The following is a 22,041-nucleotide window of genomic DNA, read 5'->3' on the forward strand; positions in this document are numbered from 1 at the left end:
GCCCGCGCCGCCGTGCGCGTGCGCCGGGCGGGCGCCGACCTCACACCATGCCCACGAGACGGTCGGCGACCGTCCTCGCCCGGGGGCCCATGAGGATCGTCCAGTGGTTGCAGTCGGGCACCGCCTCCGCCGTGAGCAGCGGCGTCCGGGCGGTCCAGTGCGCGACCAGAGCGTCGGACAGCATGCCCGGCTCCGCCCCCGTCAGCCCCCGGGGTGCGTGCAGCAGCACCGCCGGCACCGCGAGTCCCGCCAGGTCCTCGGCGAGGGCCGGCGCCGAGGTGAGCAGCGCGCGGCCGTCGCGGCGGACCGGACCCTCCTGGGCGCGGGAGCGACGGGCGCCGGAGGGGCCCGTGATGTCGTAGCGGACGTACGCCTCGATGTCGTCGTTCCATTCGGGGCCGAGAGCGGGATGGGCGCGGAAGAGGTCCACGTACGCCTCGTCGCTCTCGAACGTACGGGTCAGCCGCGCCAGGACCGGCCCCATCGAGGAGTCGAGCAGGGCATCGGGATCGGCGCCGTCCTCCAGGGGCAGGGGAAGTCCGCCGTCGATCAGCAGCAGCCGGTCGAAGAGCTCCGGGCGGCGCGCTGCGGCCCGCAGCGCCGCACACGCCCCCATCGACTGGCCCGTGACCGCGACGGGCGCGCCGCCGCCCCAGCGCTCGGCAGCCGCGCACAGATCGGCGGCGTGGGCGTCGAGGCCGTGGGGCCCCGGGGTGTCGGCGCTGCCGCCCCGGCCCCGCAGGTCGAGGGCGAACAGCGACCAGTCGGGGTGCAGATGGCGGCCGAGAGCGCGGAACGACATCCCGGACGCGGTGATGCCGTGTGCCGCGACCGCCGTGCGCGGCCCCGTGCCGAACCGCAGGACGCGCAGCGTCCCGCCGTCGACGGGGAGTTCGAGCTCGAGGGGGTCGGTCATCCGGTGCTTCCTTCCGACGGGTCGTCACATCGCATCCGGGTCAGCCTTTCACCCGACCGGCCGGGGCGTTCCGCCCGGGGCGTGGTCGGGCCTCGAACAGGCAGGCGTCGTTGACCGTGTGGTCGGTGTCCGGCACCCCGCCGTCATGGGCGGGGATCGAGGGTCATGGGCTGTGGTCGCGTCCGTCCCGAGGAGCGAAGGCGCCGAGGGCGTCGGCGCCGGTCGCGTGGGCGTCGGCGTCGGTCGCGTGGGCGTCGGTCGCGTGGGCGTGCGGGAAGTGGCGGCCCGATCGGAGGTGTCCGGGCAGGGCGGCACGGGGCCCGCAGTGCGCACGGCGGCGTCCGACCGGCCGGGCCGGCGTCTTCGCGCCACGGATGTCCGCGGGCACCCGGACGCTCGGAGCCCGCGACCGGTCCGTGTCGTACGCCCCCGGCCCGGCAGCCGCCCGGCGGTGTGGTTCAACGGCCTTCTCCCGCACGCCCATTGACTTCCGCTCCGGGGTGTTGGTTCAGTGGCTCATCCACTGAACCACTGAGGAGGAGCGGCGTGGAAGCACTGCCCCGCGAGACGATCGTCGACGTCCTGGAGGGGCGGCTGAGGGATGACATCCTCACCGGACGTCATCCAGCAGGCAGCTATCTGCCGCCGGAACGCAGCCTGGCCGACGGCTACGGCGTCACCCGTACCACCCTCAAGCACGCCTTCGGGCGCCTCGTCCAGGCAGGGCTGCTGGAGACCCGGCACGGAGTGGGCACCCGGGTCCGTGACTTCGCCCGGCTCGGCGGGGCGGATCTGCTCCCCATGCTCGTGCGGCACGACCCCGGCTGGATCCGCGAGATCTTCGAAGTGCGCCGCAGCATCGGTGCGTTGATCGCCGAGCGGGCCGCCCGCCGGGCCACCGCCGGGCAGCGGGCCGAACTCGGCGCGCTGCTGGCGGCCGTGCGCGCCGCCGAGGGCGGTGACGCGGTCCAGCTCGCGGACATCGAGGTGCACCGTTCGCTCGCCCGTGCGACCGGCAACCGGGTCTACGGCCTGCTCACCAACACGCTCTTCAACGCCTATCTGCCCGTACGGGCCGCGCTCGTCGGCCCGTTCACCGACGCCGCGGCCGCCCACGCGCGGCTGGAACCCGTGGTGGCTGCGGTGCGCTCCGGCGACGGGGGCGCCGCGCGGCGGGCGGCGGAGACCTATCTCACCGAAACCGAACGGATCATGCTGGAGGGCCTCGTATGAACACGAGCGGGAACGGGAACGGCGCGGGTACGGGGGCGGAAGCGGTGGCGGTTACCGGATCGACGCCGGGCACGGGCGCGGACGCGGACGCGGAGGTGGTCGTCGGCTCGGCGGGAGACGGGGGTGCCGCCGTGGCGGTCACGGGCACGAAGCCGGACCGGGCCGCCGTGGCGGATACCGCCGCGGCGACGGTCACGCCGTCGGTCACCGCCCCGGGCGCGTCCGGTGGCGCGGGCAGGCGCGGCACAGTGTTCGCCGAGACCATGCTCGGCACGGTCCGGCTCGACGGCGAGGACCGCGCCCGCCGGATCCGCCTCGACCTCCGGGTGACGGCGGACCGTGTCATCCGTCCGCTCGGCACGACCGCAGCCCAGGCGAGCGGACGGATACGCGTCGCAGGATGGTCCGACGACGCCCGCGCCGAGGGCGGGCTGGAGATCTCCCCGCTCGCCCGGCGCCGCATCCGCTACCGGCTCTCGTTCACCGCCGGGGGCCGCCGGTTCACGCTCGACGGATGGAAGTCCGTCACCCCGCGCAGACCGCTCGCGTCCATGACCGTCCTGCCCTTCACCCTCTACGAGGACGGAGCGCGGGCCGGTCGGGGCGCGCTGCGCTTCCCGGTGGCCACGGGACTCCTGCCCTTCCTCGCGAGTTTCCGCTTCCCCCGCGCCGCGGAGAGCGCCGAGGCGCTGACGGCGCCCCGCTGGACGGGCGAGCCGGGACGCACCGAGGTCTGGTACACGACTCTCACCGACCCGGCGACCGGCGCGGGGCTGTGGCTCCACCACGAACTCACCGCCCCCGCCGACGGATCCGCGGCGTACGCCCACGGCTGGGCCGCGGTGTTCCCGAAGGACGGGCCGGTGCGCCATGCCCGTTTCGGTCCCGCCGAGTGGACGCCCGGAGGGGCGGGCTTCACGGCCGAGGGTGTCGAGGCCGTCCCCGGCCGGCTGACCGGCTCGGCCGGAGCGCTGCGCTGGGACCTCACCGAACGGGCCGAGGGCGCACCGCTGTTCACCTTCCCCCGGTGGTCCTGGCGCAGGCCGCTGCTCCCCGCCGCCCAGATCCTCCCGGCGGCCCGCGCCTCGTACGACGGCACGTTCTCCTACGACGGCACCACCCTGACGCCCACCTCCGCACCCGGTGCCTCCGCCCGGATCTACGGGCACGGCAACGCCCGCCGATGGGCCTGGCTGCACGCGGACCTGGGCGATGGCGACGTGCTGGAGATCGTCGCCGCGGTCTCCATGCGGCCCGGGCTGCGCGGCCTTCCGCCCCTGGTCTTCCTGCGTCTGCGCCGGGGCGCGCACACCTGGCCCCGGCGCGCGGAGCGCTCGGCCGCCGGCTGGGCCGGGCTCGGGCGGTTCCGCGCCTCCGTCGGCCTGCCCACGTGGTCCGTCAGCGGGCGCGCGGGGCTGCGCCGGATCCGGGTCGAGGTCACCCAGCCGGAGAACCGCACCCTGGCGCTCGACTACACCGATCCGGACGGCTCTCATGCCGTCTGCCGCAACAGCGAGCGCGCCGACGCCCATGTCCTGCTGGAGCGCCGGTGGTTCGGCGGCTGGCGCACCGAGGCCGAGTGGACCCTGGACGGCACCGCCCACGCGGAAGTGGGGACCCGGTGAGCCTCACCGGCTTCGTCGCCTCCCTCATCGCCGACGACGGCACCGCGGACTGGCCGGCGCGGGTGCCCGCACGGCTCGACGCCGTGCTCGACTCGATGCCCCTGCCCGCGCGCGCCGGGTTGCGGTCCGCCGCACGTGCCCTCGACGCCTACGCCGTCGTCCGCGCCGGCCGCGGCCTGGCCGCCCTCACCCCGGGCGAGCGCGAGTCCGTCCTGGCCGCCCTCGCCGCACGCCCCGCGCTTCTGTCCCTGCTCGACGTGCTCAAGGTGCCCGTGCTGCTCGCCGCCGGCACGGAACACATGCTCCAGCGGCCGCGGCGGGCCCCGCGGCTCGTACGCACGGACCCGCCGCTCGACTGCACCCCCGCCGGGCAGTGGCCCGACCGCTCCACCGCCGACGCCGTGGTCGTCGGCTCCGGCGCGGGCGGTGCCGTGGCCGCGCGGACCCTCGCCCGTGCCGGGCTCGACGTCGTCGTCCTGGAGGAGGGCCGGCACCACTCCACCGCCTCCTTCACCGGGCGCGCCCCGCTCGAACGGTTCGCCGATCTCTACCGCGACGGCGGCGCCACCGTCGCCCTGGGCCGCCCGCCGCTGCTGCTGCCGGTCGGCCGGGCCGTCGGCGGCACCACGGTCGTCAATTCGGGGACCTGCTACCGCACCCCCGACCATGTCGCCGAACGCTGGGCGAGGGACTTCGGGTTCGTCCTCGCCGAACGCCTCGACACCTGTCTCGACGAGGCCGAGCGCACCCTGAGCGTCGCGACCCAGCCGTCCGACGTCCTCGGCCGCAACGGCCGCATCGCCCTCGCCGGGGCCGGCAAGCTCGGCTGGCGGGCCGCGCCGCTGCGCCGCAACGCGCCGGGCTGCCTGGGCTCCTGCCAGTGTGTCGTCGGCTGCCCGACCGGGGCCAAGCAGAGCGTGCAGCTGTCCGTCCTGCCCGACGCCTGTGCCGCCGGGGCGCGCATCGTGACCGGGGCGCGGGTACGGCGCGTGCTGGTGGACGCCGACCGCCCCGGCGGACCCCGAGCCGCCGGAGTGCGCGTACGGCGAGAGGGCGGGGGCGACTTCGAGATCCTCGCCCCGCTGGTCGTCGTCGCCGCCGGCGCCCTCGAGACACCGCCCCTGCTGCGGCGGTCCGGCCTCGGCGGACATCCCCGCCTGGGCCGCAACCTCAGCGTCCACCCCGCGACCAGCGTCGCCGGACGCTTCGACGAGCCCGTCACCGCCTGGGAGGGCGTGCTGCAGAGCGTCGGTGTCGAGGAGCACCACGACCGCGGGGTGCTGATCGAGGCGACGGCGACCCCGCCCGGCATGGGGTCCTTCGTGCTGCCGGGACTCGGCGGCGAGCTGCGCAGGGAACTGGAGGACGCCGACCGGCTCGCCACCCTGGGCGCGATGATCGCCGACCGGCCCTCGGGCCGGGTCCTGGGCCGCGGCCGCACCCTGCCGCGCTACGACCTGGACCGGCGGGACGGCGCCCGGCTGATGCGCGCCGTACGCGCCATGGGGGAGATCCTGTTCGCGGCCGGGGCCCGGGAGGTCCTTACCGGCATCCCCACCGCGCCGCGCGCCCGCGACCTCGGCGAACTGGACGTCGTCCTCGCCGGCGCGGGCCCCCGGAAGCTGCACCTCTCCGCGTACCATCCCACCGGCACGGTCGCGGCGGGCTCCGATCCGGAACGCTCCCCGGCCGACGCCACCGGACGGCTGCGGGGCGTCATGGGGGTGCTCGTCGCCGACGCGTCCGTGCTGCCCGGCTGCCCCGAGGTGAACCCGCAGCTGAGCATCATGGCCGCCGCGCTGGCCGTCGCCGAGGCGCATCTGGAGCGGTGAGCCCGCGTCCGCCGGGTGAGAATGGGCCGGTGAGGTGAGTGTCATGGCTCCATGGCGGGTCCGGGACCTGGACGACGGCGACCTCGACCAGGTGGTGCGCATCTGGGAGGAAGCACGGGACACCCCCTCCGACCCGGCCGTGACACTGGCCGAGGTGGTCGGCGCCATACGCACGGACGCCCCCGCCGTGGTCGCCTCGGTGGGGGACAGGATCGTCGGCGCGGCGGTGTCCTCGACCGCCGAGGAGCGGGCGTGGGTGCTGCGGCTGGCCATCGCCCGCGAGTGGCGCGGACACGGCATAGGATCGGCGCTGCTCGCGGCCCTGGAGGAGCGCCTGTCCCAGGTGGGCGTGAGGCGTATCGGGGCCCTGCTGCCAGAGGGGGAGGTGGGCGAGCGGGCCTTTCTGAACTCCCGGTACACCCAGCGGCCCGACCTGAGCTACTTCGAGAAGGTGCTGTCCGCGGACTCGGCCGAGGCGACCATCCTGGAGCAGTTGGGCGGCGCGGTCCCGGAAGCGGGCCTGTGGCACCACATCGCGGGCATGGACGCGGAGAAGACGCTGATCGAACGGCGCCTGGTGCTGCCGCTGGAGCACCCGGAGGCCGCGGAACGCTTCCAACTGGTGCCGCCGCGCGCCGTCGTGCTGTTCGGCCCGCCGGGCACGGGCAAGACCACCTTCGCCCGCGCGGTGGCCTCCCGGCTGCGGTGGGCCTTCATCGAGGTCTTCCCGTACCAGCTCGCCGCCGATCCGCACGGTGTGGCTGCCGGTCTGCGCCAGCTGTTCTCCAGGGTGGCCCACCTCGACCGGGTGGTCCTCTTCTTCGACGAGGCGGAGGAGATCGCCTCCGAGCGCCGCGATCCCACGACGCTCGCCCACCGGGTGACCAACGAACTGCTCAAGCTCATCCCGCAGTTCCGGCGCGGCGAGCGCAGGCTGCTGATCTGCGCCACCAACGCGGTCCGCAGTCTGGACCCGGCCTTCCTGCGGCCCGGGCGGTTCGACTACCTGATTCCGGTCGGACCGCCCGACGCCGACGCCCGGCGGGCCATCTGGACGCGGTACATCGGCCCCGACCGCCTCGCCGGCATCGACCTCGAGTCGCTCGTCGCCGCGAGCGACCGGTTCACCCCCGCCGACATCGAGTTCGCCGCACGCACCGCCGCGCAGAGCGCCTTCGAGCGGCATCTGGCCGACGGCTCGCCGTCCGTGGGGGAGAGGACCGGTCTCACCGAGGACTACCTGCAGGCGGTGGCGCACACCCGCACCACGCTCACGGAGGAGGACATCCGGGCCTTCGACCACGACCTGAGGGCCGCGGCCAGGGTGTGAGCTCCGCCCGGCGAGCACCGCCCTCGATCGGGGACCCTCCACGACCGGGCACCCGAGGTCGCCGAACGGATCCGACGCGGCCGGACCCCTCCGGCGGCGCTCGCCTGGCGGAACCGCGCCGGGGCGCGCAGCGTGGATGACGGGGTCTGCGAGAAAGGTGGAACGGCATGAGCACGAGCGATCCGGCTCCCCGGGTGGTCGTGGGCGTCGACGGCTCGCCCTCGTCGTACGCCGCGCTGCGCTGGGCCGTCCGGCATGCCGGCCTGATCGGGGCGACGGTGGACGCGGTGGCGGCGTACGAGATTCCGGGCGCGCACGCCTGGTCGGCGCCCGCGGTGGACATGGAGTTCGACGCCGCCGAGGCCAAGCGCGGCCTCGTGGAGGAAGTGCGGAAGGTGCTCGGCGAGACCGGTGAGACCCAGGTCCACGAGCGACTGGTGCACGGCAACCCGGCCGAGGCCCTGCTGGTCGCCGCCGAGGGCGCCGAGCTGCTGGTGGTGGGCTCCCGCGGTCGCGGAGGGTTCGCACGGATGCTCCTCGGATCGGTGAGCCAGCAGGTCAGCCAGCACGCACCGTGCCCCGTGGTGATCGTCCGCCCGGACGTGGACGTGGGTGGCGCCGGGGCCGGTACGGCCTGACGCGGCAATGCCGTGCGCGGCACCCGTGCGCCGCGCACGGCGTGCCCTCGGGCGTCTCTCGAAAGTCCCGTCCGGGCCGGGGCGGACGACGCTGCTTCTGAAACACGCCCTCGCGCCGCGGGCCGGCGAGCGGGCCCGCGGCCGCAGGCCGGGTCAGGTGCGTTCGTCCCGCGACGGCGGCCGGAGCCGGGTGGGCAGGCCGGTGCCGCCGAATGTGCCGGCCCGGGAGCCGCGGGCCGCGGGCCGGGCCCGGGGCCGGTCACCACGGCCCGTACCGGCCCGCCGGTGACCGGCCTCCACGGGGTGTCACACCGCTGCCCGGCCGCTCACGCCCCCGGCTCCGCCTTCGTCGTTCCGATCCCGGCCCGACCGGGAGGCGGGCAGCCGGCGGGTGAACGGGAACGCCGCGAGCGTCACCCCGGCCGTGGTCAGGATCGCCGCTTTCAGACTGCCGAGCTGCGCTTCGGCGTACGAGGCGACGAGAGCGTCGACCTCGGCCGGCGGCAGCGCCGCCTGCTGGGCCGCGGCCCGTACCTGCTCGGTGGTCACGAAGCTGACCCCTGCCTCGACGGCGATGCCGGTCTGCTCACGGGCGGCGTCCGAGACACGGGGGTCGTCCTCGATCTGCGTGGTGAACACGCCGACCAGCGCACCGATCAGGATGGAGCCCACGAGCGCGGTCCCCAGGGAGGACCCGAGATTCTGGGCCGTGTACTGCAGACCGCCCGCCTCGCTGCGGTCCGCCTCCCCGACGCTGGACTGCACCACGTTGCCGAGCTGCGAGGCGAGCAGTCCCATGCCCAGGCCGAGCACGGCCATCGACAGTGCGAACTGGACGTCCTCGATCTGCGGCTCGATCCCGGCGAGGAGCCAGAGCACGGCGGCGAACAGGACGAGCAGACCGACCCGCACCACCGTGCGCGGGCTCGCGAACCGGCCGAGGAAGGGCCCGCTCAGTGAGGCGACGAGCATGGTGAGCGAGACGGGAAGCAGCCTGAGGCCGGTCCGGAAGGCGTCGAAGCCGAGGACGATCTGCAGGTACAGGGGAATGACGAAGAACAGACCGAGCAGCACCAGGTTCTGGCACAGCAGCATGGCCAGCCCCGCGCGCAGCGGAGGGACGCCGAAGAGGGAGAACCGTACGAGCGGGTCCCGGGCCCGCTCCTCCCGCCGGCGCTCCCAGGCCCGGAACAGCGCGAGCAGGACCGCTCCGGCGGCGATGACGGCGAGTGTGGGCGCGAAGCCGAACACCGTGAACGGGGCGTTGCGCGGCCGCACCCACCCCCAGGAACTGCTCTGCAGCACGCCCAGGACCACCAGCCCGAGGCCGACGGCCGACAGCGCGGCACCGACGCCGTCGATCCGCACCCGGGGACCGGTGGCGGGACGGTCGTCGATCCAGCGGATGCAGCACAGCAGGGCCAGGACCACGACCACCTCGCCGGCGAAGACCAGCCGCCACGTCAGATAGGTCGTCACCCACCCTCCGAGGAGCGGTCCCACCGCGATGCCGGCGCCGGCGAGCCCGCCGATGACGCCGTATGCCACGGCACGGTCACGACCCCGGTAGGCGCCCGCCACGAGGGCGGCCAGCGCGGGCAGGACCAGCGCGGCACCGAGCCCCTCGACGACCGACCAGCCGGCCGCCAGCACCCACAGCTCCGGGGCGACCGCCGTGATCGCGGAGCCCGCCCCGTAGACGGCCAGGCCCACCGCGAACGTGCGGCGTCGCCCGAACGCGTCCCCCAGCCGACCTCCAGTGATCATGAAGGCGGCCATGACCAGGGCGTACAGGGTGATCACTGCCTGGATCGCCGTGACCTCCGTGTCGAAGTCCTCGACGAGCCGGCTGATCGACACGTTCATCACCGAGGTGTCCAGCACCATGAGGAACTGCGCAGTCCCGAGGACGAGCAGGGCCCGCCACCGCCGCATGGCCGCACCTCCGGCAGTCGCCTACGAGATGGAGCATCCAGCCTCAGCGTCCCAGCCGTGGCGACTGCCTGCGACTCCGGCGCCGCCCGCGGTGAGCGGTGGCCCGCTCGCGGCACGGTCGCGCGGCCGCACGCGTGCGGGGGATCCTGGAGCGAGGGCGGTGCCGCGCCGGCCCCGGAGGCGCCGGTGCCGGCGGTGCGGCCCGTACGCGGGCGAGGAGGTCACGCCATGACACGGACGCTGGAGTGGAAGGTCCGCATGTACCTGTCCGAGGAGGACGGTACGACCAGGGCCAGGATGGACCTGGACACCGGCACGGCGAAGCTCACCGGCCACGGGACCGCGCGCTGCAACCCGCAGGACGTGGACGTCCCCGAGATCGGCGACGAACTCGCGGCGAGCCGTGCCATGAGCGACCTCGCCCGGCAGCTGATGCGGGTGGCGGACCGGGACCTGGAGGCGGTGGGCGCCGGGCCGGAGAGCACGGTCGCGGCCCCGTACGGCTGGCCCTCGGCATGAGGGCTGTCCGGTGACCTGGCGGAGCCCGGCGCCGCGGCCCCGGCCGGGCCCGGACGGGGCCGCGATCGGGGCCGGTGGGACCTGGCGGTACCCGTCGCCCGGTGTTTCCATGGAAGGGACGGGAAGGGCTCCAACAGAGGACGCGGAGCAGCGGTCGGAACGCTCACCGCGCAATCAGGATCCACGAGAAGTGGATGAGCCCTTTCCGCCTTCCGCGCGCCGGCCCCCTGGCGGCGGCGGGGACCGGCCCGGCGCGCTCCGCCGGCCGCGCAGCCCGGCTTCCTCCGGGCTACGGTGAGAGCTGCGCGTGGCGCGCGATGACCGTTCGACACCGGCGGAGGTGTCATGGGCGGCGACGTCCGTAGCGAAGCGGGTCAGGACGAGGGCCGGGTCCCGCGGCTGAGGTTCGACGAACTGCTCGAAGAACTCCGGGTGCGCATCGACGAGGTGCGCGGTACCAGGGACAGGCTCAACGGTCTGCTGGAGGCGGTCCTCTCGGTGGGCCGGGGGCTGGACCTGTCGCAGGTGCTCCGCGAGATCGTGGAGGCGGCGGTCGTCCTCGTGGACGCCGAGTACGGGGCCCTCGGCGTGATCGGGGGCGACAAGCGCCTCTCCCAGTTCCTGCCCGTGGGCATCAGCGACGAACTGCGCGGACGGATCGGGGACCTGCCCTCGGGGCACGGACTCCTCGGTGAGCTGATCCGGCATCCCGCACCGCTCCGGCTCGCCGAACTGGCGGACCACGAGGCGTCCTCCGGATTCCCCGAGCACCACCCCCCGATGCATTCCTTCCTCGGCGTGCCCATCAGGGTGCGCGACGAGGTGTTCGGCAACCTCTATCTGACCGAGAAGCGCAGTGGGGCCTCCTTCGACGACGAGGACGAGGCGGTCCTGACGACGCTCGCCGTCGCGGCCGGAATCGCCATCGAGAACGCCCGGCTGTTCGAGGAGACCCGGTCCCGGGAGCGGTGGCTCGCCGCGAGTGCCGAGTGCACCGCTGCCCTGCTCTCCGGCGCCTCGGAGTCCGAGGTGCTGGAGATGATGCTCGACCGGGCCCGCCGGATCTCCTGCGCCGACCTCGGGCTCGTCTACCTCACCGAACCCGACGGGAACCTGCGCTGCGCCCTCGCGCACGGTGAGGGCGCCGAGCGACATCTCGGCCTGGTGCTGCCGCGGGGCGAGGGCACGCTGGCCAGGGCCGCGGTGCTGAGCGAGAACGGGCTGCTCACCACGCCCGACGCGGCCGAGGACCCCCGTGTCACGTTCCGGCCGGAACGCTGGAAGGACTTCGGGCCGGCGATGGCGGTGCTGGTGGGCGACTCGCAGAAGCTGCGGGGGGTGCTCATGCTGGCCCGTGCGGCGGGTCGGACCGAGTTCGGCGACCCGGAGACGGCCCCGCTGTCCGGGTTCGCCGGCCAGGCGGCCCTCGCCATGGAGCTGGCCGACCGGCGCCGGGACGCCGAACAGGTGAGCCTGCTGGCCGACCGGGACCGTATCGCCCGGGACCTGCACGATCTCGCCATCCAGCGGCTGTTCGCGACGGGGATGACGTTGCAGAGCGCCCAGCGGTTCGTGGACCACCCGGTGGCCGCGGAGCGGCTGGAACGCGCCATCGACGACCTCGACTCCACGATCAAGATCATTCGCTCGACGATCTTCGGGCTTCGTGAGCACGAGGCCACCGGTGTGCTCCCGGGCCTCAGGGCACGGGCCGTACGGGCCGTGGAGGAAGCCACTCCGGCCCTCGGTTTCGCACCCGCGCTGCGTATGGAGGGACTCATCGACACCGAGGTGCCGAGCCGGGTCGCCGACGAGGCCGTCGCCGTGCTCGGCGAGGCCCTGGCGAACGTCGCCCGCCACGCCCGGGCGTCGAGGGCGGAGGTCACCATCGCCGCGCGCGCCGACCGGATGTCCGTCACCGTGACCGACGACGGCGTCGGCATCACCCCGCACGGTCGCCGCAGCGGACTGCGCAACATGGCCGAACGCGCCGAGCGGCTGTCCGGCGAGCTCGCCGTGACCCGGGGCATCGCCGGCGGCACCCGGCTGGTCTGGACGGTACCGCTGCGCGATGAAGGCCGCGGCTCCTGACGGCAGACCCGCCCCGGCGCCGGCCGTGCACGGAGCCGGCGGCCGCGTGCGCGCTCAGGCCCGTGGTTCGTCGTGCTCGTGGGCCTGCGCGGCGATGACCGCCGCCTGGACGCGGCGCTCCACGCCGAGCTTCGACAGCAGTCGTGAGATGTGGTTCTTGACGGTCTTCTCCGAGAGGTAGAGCCGCTTGCCGATCTGGCGATTGGTCAGGCCCTCGCCGATCAGGTCGAGCACGTCGCGTTCCCGTGCCGAGAGGGCCGCGAGGCGTTCGTCCCCGGCCGGCTGCGCCGTATCCGGGTCCCGCAGGGAGTGCATCAGCCGCGCGGTGGTGGAGGGATCGAGCATCGACTGCCCCGTCGCCACCGTCCGCACGGCGGAGATCAGGTCGGACCCCTTGATCTGCTTGAGGACATAGCCCGAGGCGCCGGCCATGATCGCGTCGAGCAGCGCGTCCTCGTCGTCGAAGGACGTCAGCATCAGACATGCGAGCTCCGGCATGCGGGAGCGCAGCTCGCGGCAGACCGTGACGCCGTCGCCGTCGGGGAGCCGTACGTCCAGGACCGCGACGTGGGGGCGCAGCGCAGGCCCCCGGGCCAGGGCCTGTTCGGCGCCGGCCGCCTCGCCCACCACCTCTATGTCGGGTTCGGCGTCGAGCATGTCGTGCAGCCCGCGACGGACGACCTCGTGGTCGTCCAGGAGGAACACCCTGATGGGCGATTCCTCGGAGAAGACCGGTGCCTCGGACATCTGAGCCCTCCAGGTGTGTCGTCCCACCTGATCACGTCCGCTCGGGAGAACGCGGCAACGGGGCCGGCCCGCTCGTCGGCGGACCTTCCCCCGGAACACCGTCCCCGTCCCCGGTGCACCGCCTCGCCGTACGCGGTGGGAGCGCCACCCCGCCGTGCTGCCGGGCCCCGCGGGAACGGCGCCCCGCCGGACGCACGGGCACGGCGCACGGGCCCCGGGCTCCTCGGCTCACGAGTGACACGGCCCTACGGTCGCCGCCGGTGTCAGCTCGCGGACGAGTTCCTGCTCCACACAGTCGGCCAGGGACTCGACCATGGCCGCGAGCGTCGGCGAGAGGCCGGTCCCGAGCGAGGAGTCGACCCCCTGCACCGCGTACACCATCAGCCGGCCGGGCAGCCTTCCGAGCAGCCGGGACAGCTCCAGGGCCTCGCTCAGCACGCGACCGTGCGGCTCTCCGGTCGCGGGCAGGGAGAGCCCGTCCGTGTCGAACTCCCGGCGGACCACCCTGCCGGGCTCGCCGGGATAGGCGTGTGCGCTGGTCACCACCACCGCCAGGTCCACGTCGTGCCACAGGCCCACCAGCCGTGGGGGCTCTCCGTTGCAGGTCTCAAGTTCCACCTCCGGGGGGAGGGGCCGCTCGACGGCGCGTTCGCGGAGCGCGTCGACGACGCCCCAGCCGACTCCGTCGTCCCGCCGGGAGTCGCTGCCCAGTCCGATGAGCGCGATGCGTGTACGGAGATCCATGGCGTGGCTCCTGTCGTGCTCCCCCCACGCTGGCGTGCCCGCGCGGCGGCGCGCATGGGCCGAACGGCCCAATCGGCGGGACCACCTCGCCCGGACCGGTGCGCTTCGCCCGGTACGGGCGGCGGCCCCGCGTCCTGCGCGGCGGTGCCTGCCGCCCTCTCCGGCCGCCCGCGACAGGTCGCCGCTGTCGCCGTGCCGTGCTGCCCGGAGCATCCGGGTCGTCCGGGGCGTCCGGGTCGTCCGGGTCGTCCGGGTCGTCCGGGTCAAGCATGGCGTCGGGCCGGCCGTGCCGCCGGGCCGGGGCGTCGCGATCTCCGTGCCCGGTTCAGTTGGCCAGCAGCGACTCCAGGACCGCCTCGTCCGGCGGGTTGACACCGGCCCGGTTCATGGAGACGCAGTCCGGGTCGAGGCGCAGCCGCGCCAGTTCCCGGCCGGACACGCCCCAGGCGTGCCAGGACCATCGCTCCCAGGCCAGCTGAGGGGGGGTGTACCAGCCGTCGCCGAGGCCGGAGAGGACCGGCTGGGCCTCGTCGGGGCCGGGGCCGATCCGGTACACCAGTCCGCCGAAGATCGAGGCGAACACCTCTCCGCGCTGCACGGTCAGCTCGCCGTAGCCCGGCAGCCTCCCCGACCTCAGCACCGTCCGGGTCTCCAGGTCCATGGCGAACCACGTGCCCGCCAGTCGCTTGTAGACCCCGTACAGCACCCCGTCCAGCACCTCGATGTGCTGCAGGCTCGCGTACCCCTCGAACGGAGCGACCTCCCACAGCACCTCGCGGCGCCGCAGGTCGAAGGCGACGATCGTCGCGCTCGGCCGGGCCGGGGTCACGCTCCCGCCACCCCAGGTGTCACCGGCGAGATACGCGATCCGGGTGCCCGGGCGGTCGTCCAGGGCCAGGGACATCACGCTCTGGTCGGTGATCACGTCGTGGTACACCTTCAGCCGCCGTCTCGCCCGGTCCGCCAGGGTCAGCGCACCCTTGAGCCGGCCGGCCGGCGGGGCGGACGCGATGAGGAACTGGTCCATCGTCCGCGCGTACACCATGTCCGTCGGCCGCTGCTGGTCGTTGTCGATGAACCCGAGTGAACGGATCCTGCCGCGGTCCGGGTCGAGCTCCAGCACCTCCGTGCTCGGATAGAGCGCCGCGTAGACGCGGTTGCCGGCCGTGCGCAGCTGTTTCGGCTCGCCGGACACCGGGATCCGCCGGCTCGTGCCCTGTGCGGGCCGGTGGGTCGTGATGGAGAAATGCCCGCCGACGTGCACCGCCCCACGCGTGCCCGTGGTGATGGACTGCACGGGGTCCGGGCCCGCCATCGCCGTGTCGATCAGTTCCACCGTGGTCGACCCCCCGCCGTCCGGGTCCAGCCACCACAGCCGGCCGCTGCCCGCGCCCCCGAGCAGTCTGCCGTCCGGGAGCGGGAAGAGCGCCCGGTGCTCGTCGAGCGGAGTGGGCGCGGCGACCGGCACGAGGGCGTCGCCGTCGCGCCGGTAGACCGTGCCGGTCGGGCGGCCGACGCAGTACACCGTGCCGTCGCCGGTCGACGTGATCGCGTCGACGAGTCGCTCCGCGGCCGGTATCGGGATGACCCGCGCGTCGCTCCCGTCGGGGGCCAGGTCCACGACCGACCTGCCGAACCCGCCGACCACCCGTCCGCCCCTGGCGAGCAGACAGGCGGCCCCGCCGTACGGCGTCGGCGTGATGGACCTCTTCGCGCCCGTGGCACGGTCGTACGCGACGATGTGGCCGAGCGGGAGCGTGCCGGCGTAGACGTGGCGGTCGTCGGCCGCGATCGCGCGCACGTACTGCTCGCCGGGCATCGCGACGCCCAGGTTGCGCAGCACACCGGTCGACGGCGAGTACTCCCAGACCTCGCCGCGCGGATAGGTGCCCGCGTAGATCGTCCCGTCCGGAGCCGTCGTCAGGCACCAGACGAAACCGCCCGAAGGCCCTATCGTGCCGAGCTGCGTCACCGATCCGGTCGCCGGGTCGAAGCGGTAGAGGTCCGGGAGGGGATAGGTGCCCACGTAGACCTGCCCGCCGGAGACCGTAGCCGCCCAGCCGCCCTCGCCCCGCGAGAGGCGTACCGTCCGCGTGAGCTTCCCGGACGCCAGGTCGATCTCTCCCAGCAGCGGCGGGTTCTGGCCGCGTGCCACCACATAGGCGTGACCGCCGAGGACGGTCATGCCGACGATCGCCGCGGTGTACGTCGCCGTGCCGTACGTCGAGACCGCCGGACCCGAACAGCGCCCCGCCGTGCCGGCCGAGGCCGCTCCGCTCTCCGGGGCCGGGGCGCCCGGCGTACCCGTGCCGTCGGCCGTGCGGGCCTGGGCCGTGGCCGGCACGGGCCCCAGCAAGGACGCCGCGACGAGCCCGGCTCCGGCATGCAGTAACCGCCTGCGTTCCATGCGAGTCTCCCAGGGGATGCGGACCGTTCCCTAGAGGATGACCAGCGGCTTCTCCGGAAACACCGTGCCACGAGAGGTTTTTGATGCAGTTTCAGCCACTCGCCGGAAAGTGGGGCGGGTGGGACGGGTCGCCGGCCATGGGGCGGGGGGTGGACGAGGGGCGGGGGAGCGCCGTCTCGCCGCACCTTCGCGTATCCCATTCGTTGCCGCACCCCCCGTGTCGTCACCGTCCGTGACACCGTTCACGGCGCGCCGCGTGGAGTCGTGGCCGAGAGGCGTCCCCTCCGCGGAGGCCCGAAGGACACGGCCCCTGGCCGGTGGCCCGGGCGTCGCCGGTACCGGCCAGTACGGTCCCCCGCGCACGCGGGTTGCGGCAGGCCCTGTCGTGCGGGGGCGGGTCGCCGCCGTGACCGGTGGCGGCAGCGGCGGGGGTCGGATCCGGCAGCGCGGCGGTGGCGTCGCCGTGCCCGACGGCGGCGGCGGTGGGGCGGCGGACGGCGGGGGCGACCTGGTGCGACCGCCCGGTCTGCGGGGGAGCGAGCCCCGGCGTTTCCTGCCCGCGCATGTCTCTTCCGGATTCCTGAAACGCGTTCTACTCTGTGCCGCCGCAGGGACGCACGCCGGCACGAGACGCCTGGAGGGACCCGTGCACCTGGAATACACGCCGGGACAGCAGCAGTTGCGCGCCGAGCTGCGTGCCTACTTCGACGGACTCGTTCCCGACAACGCCTTCGCCCGCCACGCGGACCCCGCCGTGCGGAAGCGCTTCTACCGGGAGACGATCCGCCGCCTCGGTGCCGACGGCTGGCTCGGCGTCGGTTGGCCGGAGGAGTACGGCGGGCGCGGGCTGACGCCTATGGAACAGTTCATCTTCTTCGACGAGGCGGCCCAGGCGGGCGTACCGCTCCCGCTCATGGCCCTCAACACCGTCGGCCCGACGATCATGCGGTACGGCACCGGCGAGCAGAAGGCGTACTTCCTGCCACGGATTCTCTCCGGAGAGATCGACTTCGCCATCGGCTACAGCGAGCCGGGCGCCGGCACGGATCTCGCCTCGCTCACGACCCGTGCCGTGCGCGAGGGCGACGCCTACGTCGTCAACGGCCAGAAGATCTGGACCACGAACGGCGACACGGCGGACTGGGTGTGGCTCGCCGTCCGGACCGACCCGGACGCCCCGCCGCACAAGGGAATCACCATGCTGCTCGTGCCGACGTCCGATCCGGGCTACTCCTGCACGCTCATCAACACGCTCGCCTCGCACGACACGACCGCCAGCCACTACGAGGACGTCAGGGTGCCCGTCTCCCGCCGGGTGGGCGAGGAGAACAACGGGTGGCGGCTGATCACCAATCAGCTCAATCACGAGCGCGTCACCCTGGCCGCCCACGGCACCATGGCCATCCGCGCCCTCCACGACGTGCAGCGCTGGGCGTCGGCGACCGAGCTCGCCGACGGAAGGCGTGTCATCGACCTCGGCTGGGTGCGGGGCCGCCTCGCCCGCACGCACGTCCGGCTCGATGCGATGAAGCTGCTCAACTGGCAGATGGTCGGCGCCGTCCAGGACGGCACGCTCACCCCGCAGGACGCCTCGGCCGTGAAGGTCTACGGGTCGGAGGCCCGCCGCGACGCGTATGCCTGGCTGATGGAGGTCGTCGGGGCGGCCGGCCCGCTCAAGGAGGGCTCGGCCGGCGCCGTCCTGCACGGTGAGCTGGAGCGCGGTTACCGGTCCGCCGTGATCTTCACCTTCGGCGGTGGCAACAACGAGATCCAGCGCGAGATCATCTCCTGGATCGGGCTCGGAATGCCGCGAGTCAGGCGCTGACCTCAATACATGGTCCACTGCGTGGACGGACCGGCGGAGGCCGGCGTTTGCCACCAGTCCCTGGTCGCTCCCGCGGAAGGATCGCAGTGCTCTCGTCCGTAGCCGTCCCCTGGCTGTGGCTGATGGCCGTGGTGGCCACCGTGGTGCACCGCTTCGCCATGGCGAGCTGGATTCCCGCCCGCAAGTTCCGGATCACCCACCCCCTACCTGTTCGAGCACGCGGGACTCCCGGACCGCCGCCACCGCCCGCGCGTCCTTCGGCTCGATCGTGCCCTCCTCGTGGACGACCGTGACCCTGCCGTTCCCGCCGGCCGTCCCGCCTTCGCCACCGCACGCCCGGCCGGCAGTGACCGCGCACCCCGCCCGCCGTGCGGCTCTCCGCCTGCCGCCCGGGCTCTCCTCCTACTGCTCGGAACCGTTCCTCTGCTCACGCACCCAGGACCGGTACGCCTCCAGCGCCGTCGGCAGCGTGGGGAAGATCCGGTCCTCGCCGACCGACGCGGTCAGCCCGTAGGCGTCCAGTTCCGCACGAAGGTCCTGCTTGACACGGGCGAGGGCGAAGACGATTCCCCGGCCGGTCAGTTCCTCGCGCACGGAGTCGACGGAGTCGAGGGCGGTGATGTCGACCGCCACGTTCGCCTCGGTGTTGAGCACGAACCACCGCACAGGGCAGTCCTGTTCGTCCACGGCGGCCAGGGCCCGGCGGCGGAAGTCCTCCGCGTTGGCGAAGAACAACGGCGAGTCGTAGCGGTACACCAGCAGCCCGGGGACGACCCGCGCCTCGGGGTAGTCGTCCACGTCGTGCATGCCCGCGATGCCCGGCACCAGACCCTGGACGGCGTCGTGCGGGCGCGCGACCCGGCTCAGCAGCTCGGCCACCGACAGGGCGACCGCCAGCAGCACGCCGTACAGGATGCCCAGGAGGAGCACCCCGACGAGGCAGCCGAGCGCCAGCAGCAGCTCCCGGCGGCGGAAGGAGGCCAGACGCCGGTACCCGGCGAGGTCGATCATCCGGACCGCCGCGTAGACGACCAGCGCTCCCAGCACGGCCGTCGGCGTGCTGCGGAGCAACGGACTGAGGAAAAGCAGCACCGCCACCACGGCGGCACCGGCGACCAGCCCGTACACCTGGGTACGTGCCCCCGTCGACCGGGCGAGAGCGGTCCGGCTCGCGCTGCTGCTCACCGGGAACCCCCGCAGGACACCGGCGCCGAGATTCGCCGCGCCCAGGGCCAGCAGCTCCTGGTTGGGGTCCAGGCGCGGTCCGTCGTCGTCCGTGACGAAGGCGCGTGCCGTGAGGATGAAGTCGGTGTAGCCGACGAGCAGCACCCCCACGGCGGGCAGGAGCAGCCGCGGGATCTCGCCGAGGTCCGGCAGGGCGAAGCCCGGCAGACCGGCGGGGATGTCCCCGACCACCGCGATTCCGCGGGCCTGCAGGCCGAACACCGCCACGGCGGCCGTACCGAGCGCCACCACCAGCAGCGGACCGGGAAAGGCGCGGGGCAGCCGCAGTGCCGAGAAGAGCAGAAGCAGGGCCACGGCGCTGAGGGCGACCGTTCCCGGATGAGCCTCGGGCAGGTGTGACAGGAAGGAGCCCAGCTGCGGGAAGAAGCCCGACCCTTCCGTCGGCACACCCGTCAGCTCGGTCAGCTGATCGACCATCATGATCAGCGCCACACCGGTGAGATAGCCGACCAGGACGGGCCGTGACAGCAGATCCGCGACGAACCCCAGCCGGGCCGCCCACGCCACCAGGCACATCAGCCCGACGGTGACGGCCAGCGCGGAGGCCAGGACGGCGTACCGCACGGGGTCGCCCCCGGCGAGCGGCGCGACGACCGCCGCCGTCATCAGCGCGGTCGTCGACTCGGGACCGACCGACATCAGCCGGGACGAGCCGAGCAGTGCGTACAGGGCGAGGCTCGGAAGCATCGCCCACAGCCCCACGACCGGCGGCAGGCCCGCGACGCTCGCGTACGCCATGACCTGGGGTACGAGGTAGGCGGCGACGGTGACCCCGGCGAGCAGGTCACCGCGCAGCCAGTCCCGCCGGTACGCTCCGGGCACCGCGAGGCCGGGAACGGCGCGGTGCAGGCCGCCGCCCGAGCCGGCGATCCGGTCAGCCACGGGCCGACGCGGCGTACGAGAGGCGAGCGAGGACGAACGCGCCCCGGCGGCACGGAGGGGACATCTGCCGGCGGTTCCCGCCTGACCGGCGGACTTCGCGTCCGGCCGCGGGGACCGGGTGCGCGCGCCGCTGACCGCAGTCGTGATCCATGGCGGCCTCCTTCTCCGGACTCGCCCCGCACACGCTGCCGCACCGGCGCGTGCGGCCCGCCACGCACCGACGGCCCGGAGAGGGCGGGACGGCGCACCCGTGCCGGGCCGGGTCAGCCTACTGCGGGGGAACGACGACGACCGGGCAGCCCGCACGGTGCAGAAGCCCGTGCACCACCCGTCCGACTCTGATCCCGGTCCCGGCACGGCGGTGCGACCGGCCCACGACGACGGCGACCGCCGACGTGGAAGCCCTCACCAGTTCCTCCACCGGGTCGCCGCTCAGTACCTCCTCGGTGACCGCCACGCCCGGATACCTCCCCGACCAGTCGGCCATGGCCCGGTCGAGCAGCCCGCGCTGCCTCTCTCCCGCCCGCTTGCGGCGAGTGAAGGGCAGCACTGGCGGCTCGGTCACGGACACCGCGTCGAGTGCGACGCCACGAACGGCCGCCTCGTCGAAGGCGAACCCCAGGGCGGCGGCGGACGGGGACCGGGTGTCGACCCCCACGACCAGGCGCGGTCGCCGGGCCCGTCCGGCCGGCGGTTCGCGCACCACGACGACCGGACACCGGGCCCGGGCGGTGAGGGGCACGACGACCGAACCGGCGCTGAGCACCTCCTCCAGGCGGTTGAGACCGCGGGAACCCACCACGACCGTTTGCGCGTGACGGGATCCGGCGGTCAGCGCGGCGACGGGACTTCCGTCGTAGACCTCCATGACCAGTTCCGCGAGCGCGTACTCGTCCGAGGCCCACGACGCCGCGGACTCCAGCATCTGCCCGGCCTGTGCGCGCAGGGACAGACGCCGCGGTTCGGCGTCGACGCGCCGGGTGTCCACCAGCCAGGGCACCGCCACCACGAGTCTCAGCGGGATGCCCCTGAGCGCGGCCTCCTCCGCCGCCCAGGAGATCGCCGCGCGTGACCGGTCCCGGGGGTCCAGACCGACGATCACCTCGCGGTCCCCGGTGGCGTCGTTCCCGGCCCCGTGGTTCCCGGCTCGGGCGTCCATGGCTCCCTCTCGTCGTCGTCCGTCCGGGGGCGGTGCCCCGGGCTCCGGACCTCCTCGCACGGCCCGGCCGCTGCGCTGCCCCCGCCCCGCCCCGCGCGGCCCCGGCTCCCGCCGGCCGGCCAGTCCGCGCCCTTCGCGGACCGCCCCGGATCAGGTCCCCGGGCGGCCGGACCACCGCGGCTCGACGACGCTCCACTCCGCTTCCCACGTCTCCAGTGTCCGCCGTTCGAGCCGGCGGGCACCGAGGGTGAAGACGCCCAGGGAAGCGGCCGAGAGGAGGGCGAACACCGACGTGCCTGCCAGCGCCGTGGCCATGATCACGTCCGTGTCCGTACGGGGACTCCTCGTGACCCCGCCGTCGTCGTCGACCCAGATCCGGACGGGGCTTCCGGCCGGTGTGCCGAGCGGTACCTCCACGACGCCCTTGTGCGGGGCCTTCCCCGGTCCCTTCCAGATGGCCTCGGCGAGCGCCGCGTCGGCGAATCCGGAGCCGCTCTCGCTCGTCCTCGCAGCCGCGCGCGTCACGGTGGTCGCCGTGACCTGCCGGCGCTGCTGCCGGTCGTCCAGCGCACGCCGGTGCTCGGCGCTCCAGGTCCCCCATGCGGCGAGGGCGGCGAGTACCAGTGCCGCCACCACGGCGAGTGCGCAGCCCGTCACCAGACGGCTGTGCGCGCGATCGGCGGGTCGGACGAGGGGTCCCGTGTCCCGGCCCGTGGCGCGGCGCAGATGCCGCCACAGGCCGTGCCTCGCGGTCCCCTGCCGCCGGGGCTCGGAGAGATCATGCGCCATGACGGGCCTCCCTGCTGAACCGCCCGTGGCTCGTAAAACCGGTGTGATGGTCGCGCTGACCCCACTCTCCGGCCTCCGCCCGGGCGCCGCGTAGGGGCGACCGTCCCCCTCCCCGGGCCGGTCG

The 22,041-nt window shown here is 74.2% G+C and carries 16 protein-coding genes; 8 read left to right on the forward strand and 8 right to left on the reverse strand.

Going from position 1 to position 22,041, the window contains the following annotated elements; all coding sequences use genetic code 11:
* Positions 1 to 40 precede the first annotated feature (40 nt).
* Positions 41 to 916, reverse strand: a complete 876-nt coding sequence (locus AB0J10_RS20340) for an alpha/beta hydrolase (RefSeq protein ID WP_363063464.1) — start codon at positions 914 to 916, stop codon at positions 41 to 43.
* Between the two features lie 546 nt (positions 917 to 1,462).
* Between AB0J10_RS20340 and AB0J10_RS20345 the strand changes: the two genes are divergently transcribed.
* From AB0J10_RS20345 to AB0J10_RS20365, 5 genes are all read left to right on the forward strand, one after another.
* Positions 1,463 to 2,149 carry an FCD domain-containing protein gene (locus AB0J10_RS20345; RefSeq protein WP_363063466.1) on the forward strand — a complete coding sequence of 229 codons (687 nt, stop codon included), beginning with the start codon at positions 1,463 to 1,465 and terminating at the stop codon, positions 2,147 to 2,149.
* On the forward strand, positions 2,146 to 3,774 hold the full coding sequence (locus tag AB0J10_RS20350) for a hypothetical protein (protein ID WP_363063468.1): 1,629 nt from the start codon (positions 2,146 to 2,148) through the stop codon (positions 3,772 to 3,774). Before AB0J10_RS20345 ends, AB0J10_RS20350 begins: the two co-directional genes overlap by 4 nt.
* A complete protein-coding gene (locus AB0J10_RS20355; RefSeq protein ID WP_363063470.1) occupies positions 3,771 to 5,606 on the forward strand; it encodes a GMC family oxidoreductase in 1,836 nt (611 codons plus the stop codon). The genes AB0J10_RS20350 and AB0J10_RS20355 overlap by 4 nt, the downstream gene beginning before the upstream one ends.
* A 43-nt stretch (positions 5,607 to 5,649) precedes the next feature.
* A complete protein-coding gene (locus AB0J10_RS20360; protein WP_363063472.1) occupies positions 5,650 to 6,936 on the forward strand; it encodes a GNAT family N-acetyltransferase in 1,287 nt (428 codons plus the stop codon).
* Between the two features lie 167 nt (positions 6,937 to 7,103).
* Positions 7,104 to 7,574 carry a universal stress protein gene (locus tag AB0J10_RS20365; protein WP_363063474.1) on the forward strand — a complete coding sequence of 157 codons (471 nt, stop codon included), beginning with the start codon at positions 7,104 to 7,106 and terminating at the stop codon, positions 7,572 to 7,574.
* Between the two features lie 306 nt (positions 7,575 to 7,880).
* Here the strand turns inward: AB0J10_RS20365 and AB0J10_RS20370 are convergent, their stop codons facing one another.
* Entirely contained in the window at positions 7,881 to 9,509 is a 1,629-nt protein-coding gene (locus AB0J10_RS20370) for an MFS transporter (RefSeq protein WP_363063476.1), read from the reverse strand.
* A 228-nt stretch (positions 9,510 to 9,737) separates the two neighbouring features.
* Here AB0J10_RS20370 and AB0J10_RS20375 point away from each other — a divergent pair, with 228 nt between their 5' ends.
* Together AB0J10_RS20375 and AB0J10_RS20380 are read left to right on the forward strand one after the other, a co-directional pair.
* On the forward strand, positions 9,738 to 10,028 hold the full coding sequence (locus AB0J10_RS20375) for a DUF1876 domain-containing protein (RefSeq protein ID WP_363063478.1): 291 nt from the start codon (positions 9,738 to 9,740) through the stop codon (positions 10,026 to 10,028).
* A 345-nt stretch (positions 10,029 to 10,373) separates the two neighbouring features.
* On the forward strand, positions 10,374 to 12,119 hold the full coding sequence (locus AB0J10_RS20380) for a GAF domain-containing protein (RefSeq protein ID WP_363063480.1): 1,746 nt from the start codon (positions 10,374 to 10,376) through the stop codon (positions 12,117 to 12,119).
* Between the two features lie 54 nt (positions 12,120 to 12,173).
* Here the strand turns inward: AB0J10_RS20380 and AB0J10_RS20385 are convergent, their stop codons facing one another.
* The 3 genes from AB0J10_RS20385 to AB0J10_RS20395 form a co-directional block, all read right to left on the reverse strand.
* Complete coding sequence (locus tag AB0J10_RS20385) at positions 12,174 to 12,866, reverse strand: response regulator transcription factor (RefSeq protein WP_363063482.1); 693 nt, start codon at positions 12,864 to 12,866, stop codon at positions 12,174 to 12,176.
* 228 nt (positions 12,867 to 13,094) lie between these two features.
* Entirely contained in the window at positions 13,095 to 13,610 is a 516-nt protein-coding gene (locus tag AB0J10_RS20390) for a hydrogenase maturation protease (protein WP_363063484.1), read from the reverse strand.
* A 325-nt stretch (positions 13,611 to 13,935) separates the two neighbouring features.
* Positions 13,936 to 16,017, reverse strand: coding sequence for a hypothetical protein (locus tag AB0J10_RS20395; RefSeq protein WP_363063486.1), 2,082 nt, complete (start codon positions 16,015 to 16,017; stop codon positions 13,936 to 13,938).
* A gap of 646 nt (positions 16,018 to 16,663) precedes the next feature.
* On the opposite strand from AB0J10_RS20395, the gene AB0J10_RS20400 reads away from it, so the two are divergent.
* The gene (locus AB0J10_RS20400; RefSeq protein ID WP_363063488.1) at positions 16,664 to 17,842 is read left to right on the forward strand and encodes an acyl-CoA dehydrogenase family protein; all 1,179 of its coding nucleotides are present in this window, start codon (positions 16,664 to 16,666) and stop codon (positions 17,840 to 17,842) included.
* A gap of 402 nt (positions 17,843 to 18,244) precedes the next feature.
* Here the strand turns inward: AB0J10_RS20400 and sulP are convergent, their stop codons facing one another.
* The 3 genes from sulP to AB0J10_RS20415 all read right to left on the reverse strand — a co-directional run bounded on the left by sulP (position 18,245) and on the right by AB0J10_RS20415 (position 21,917).
* Positions 18,245 to 19,957: a sulfate permease gene (gene sulP, locus AB0J10_RS20405; protein WP_363063657.1), complete on the reverse strand. Its 1,713-nt coding sequence runs from the start codon at positions 19,955 to 19,957 to the stop codon at positions 18,245 to 18,247.
* Between the two features lie 280 nt (positions 19,958 to 20,237).
* Positions 20,238 to 21,128 (reverse strand): universal stress protein, encoded by an 891-nt coding sequence (locus AB0J10_RS20410; protein WP_363063490.1) that lies wholly within the window; start codon positions 21,126 to 21,128, stop codon positions 20,238 to 20,240.
* A 150-nt stretch (positions 21,129 to 21,278) separates the two neighbouring features.
* Positions 21,279 to 21,917, reverse strand: a complete 639-nt coding sequence (locus AB0J10_RS20415; protein WP_363063492.1) for a hypothetical protein — start codon at positions 21,915 to 21,917, stop codon at positions 21,279 to 21,281.
* Between the last annotated feature and the right edge of the window lie 124 nt (positions 21,918 to 22,041).

The sequence above is a fragment of the Streptomyces sp. NPDC049887 genome, assembly GCF_040656535.1.
In the GTDB taxonomy this organism is placed as follows: Bacteria; Actinomycetota; Actinomycetes; order Streptomycetales; family Streptomycetaceae; genus Streptomyces.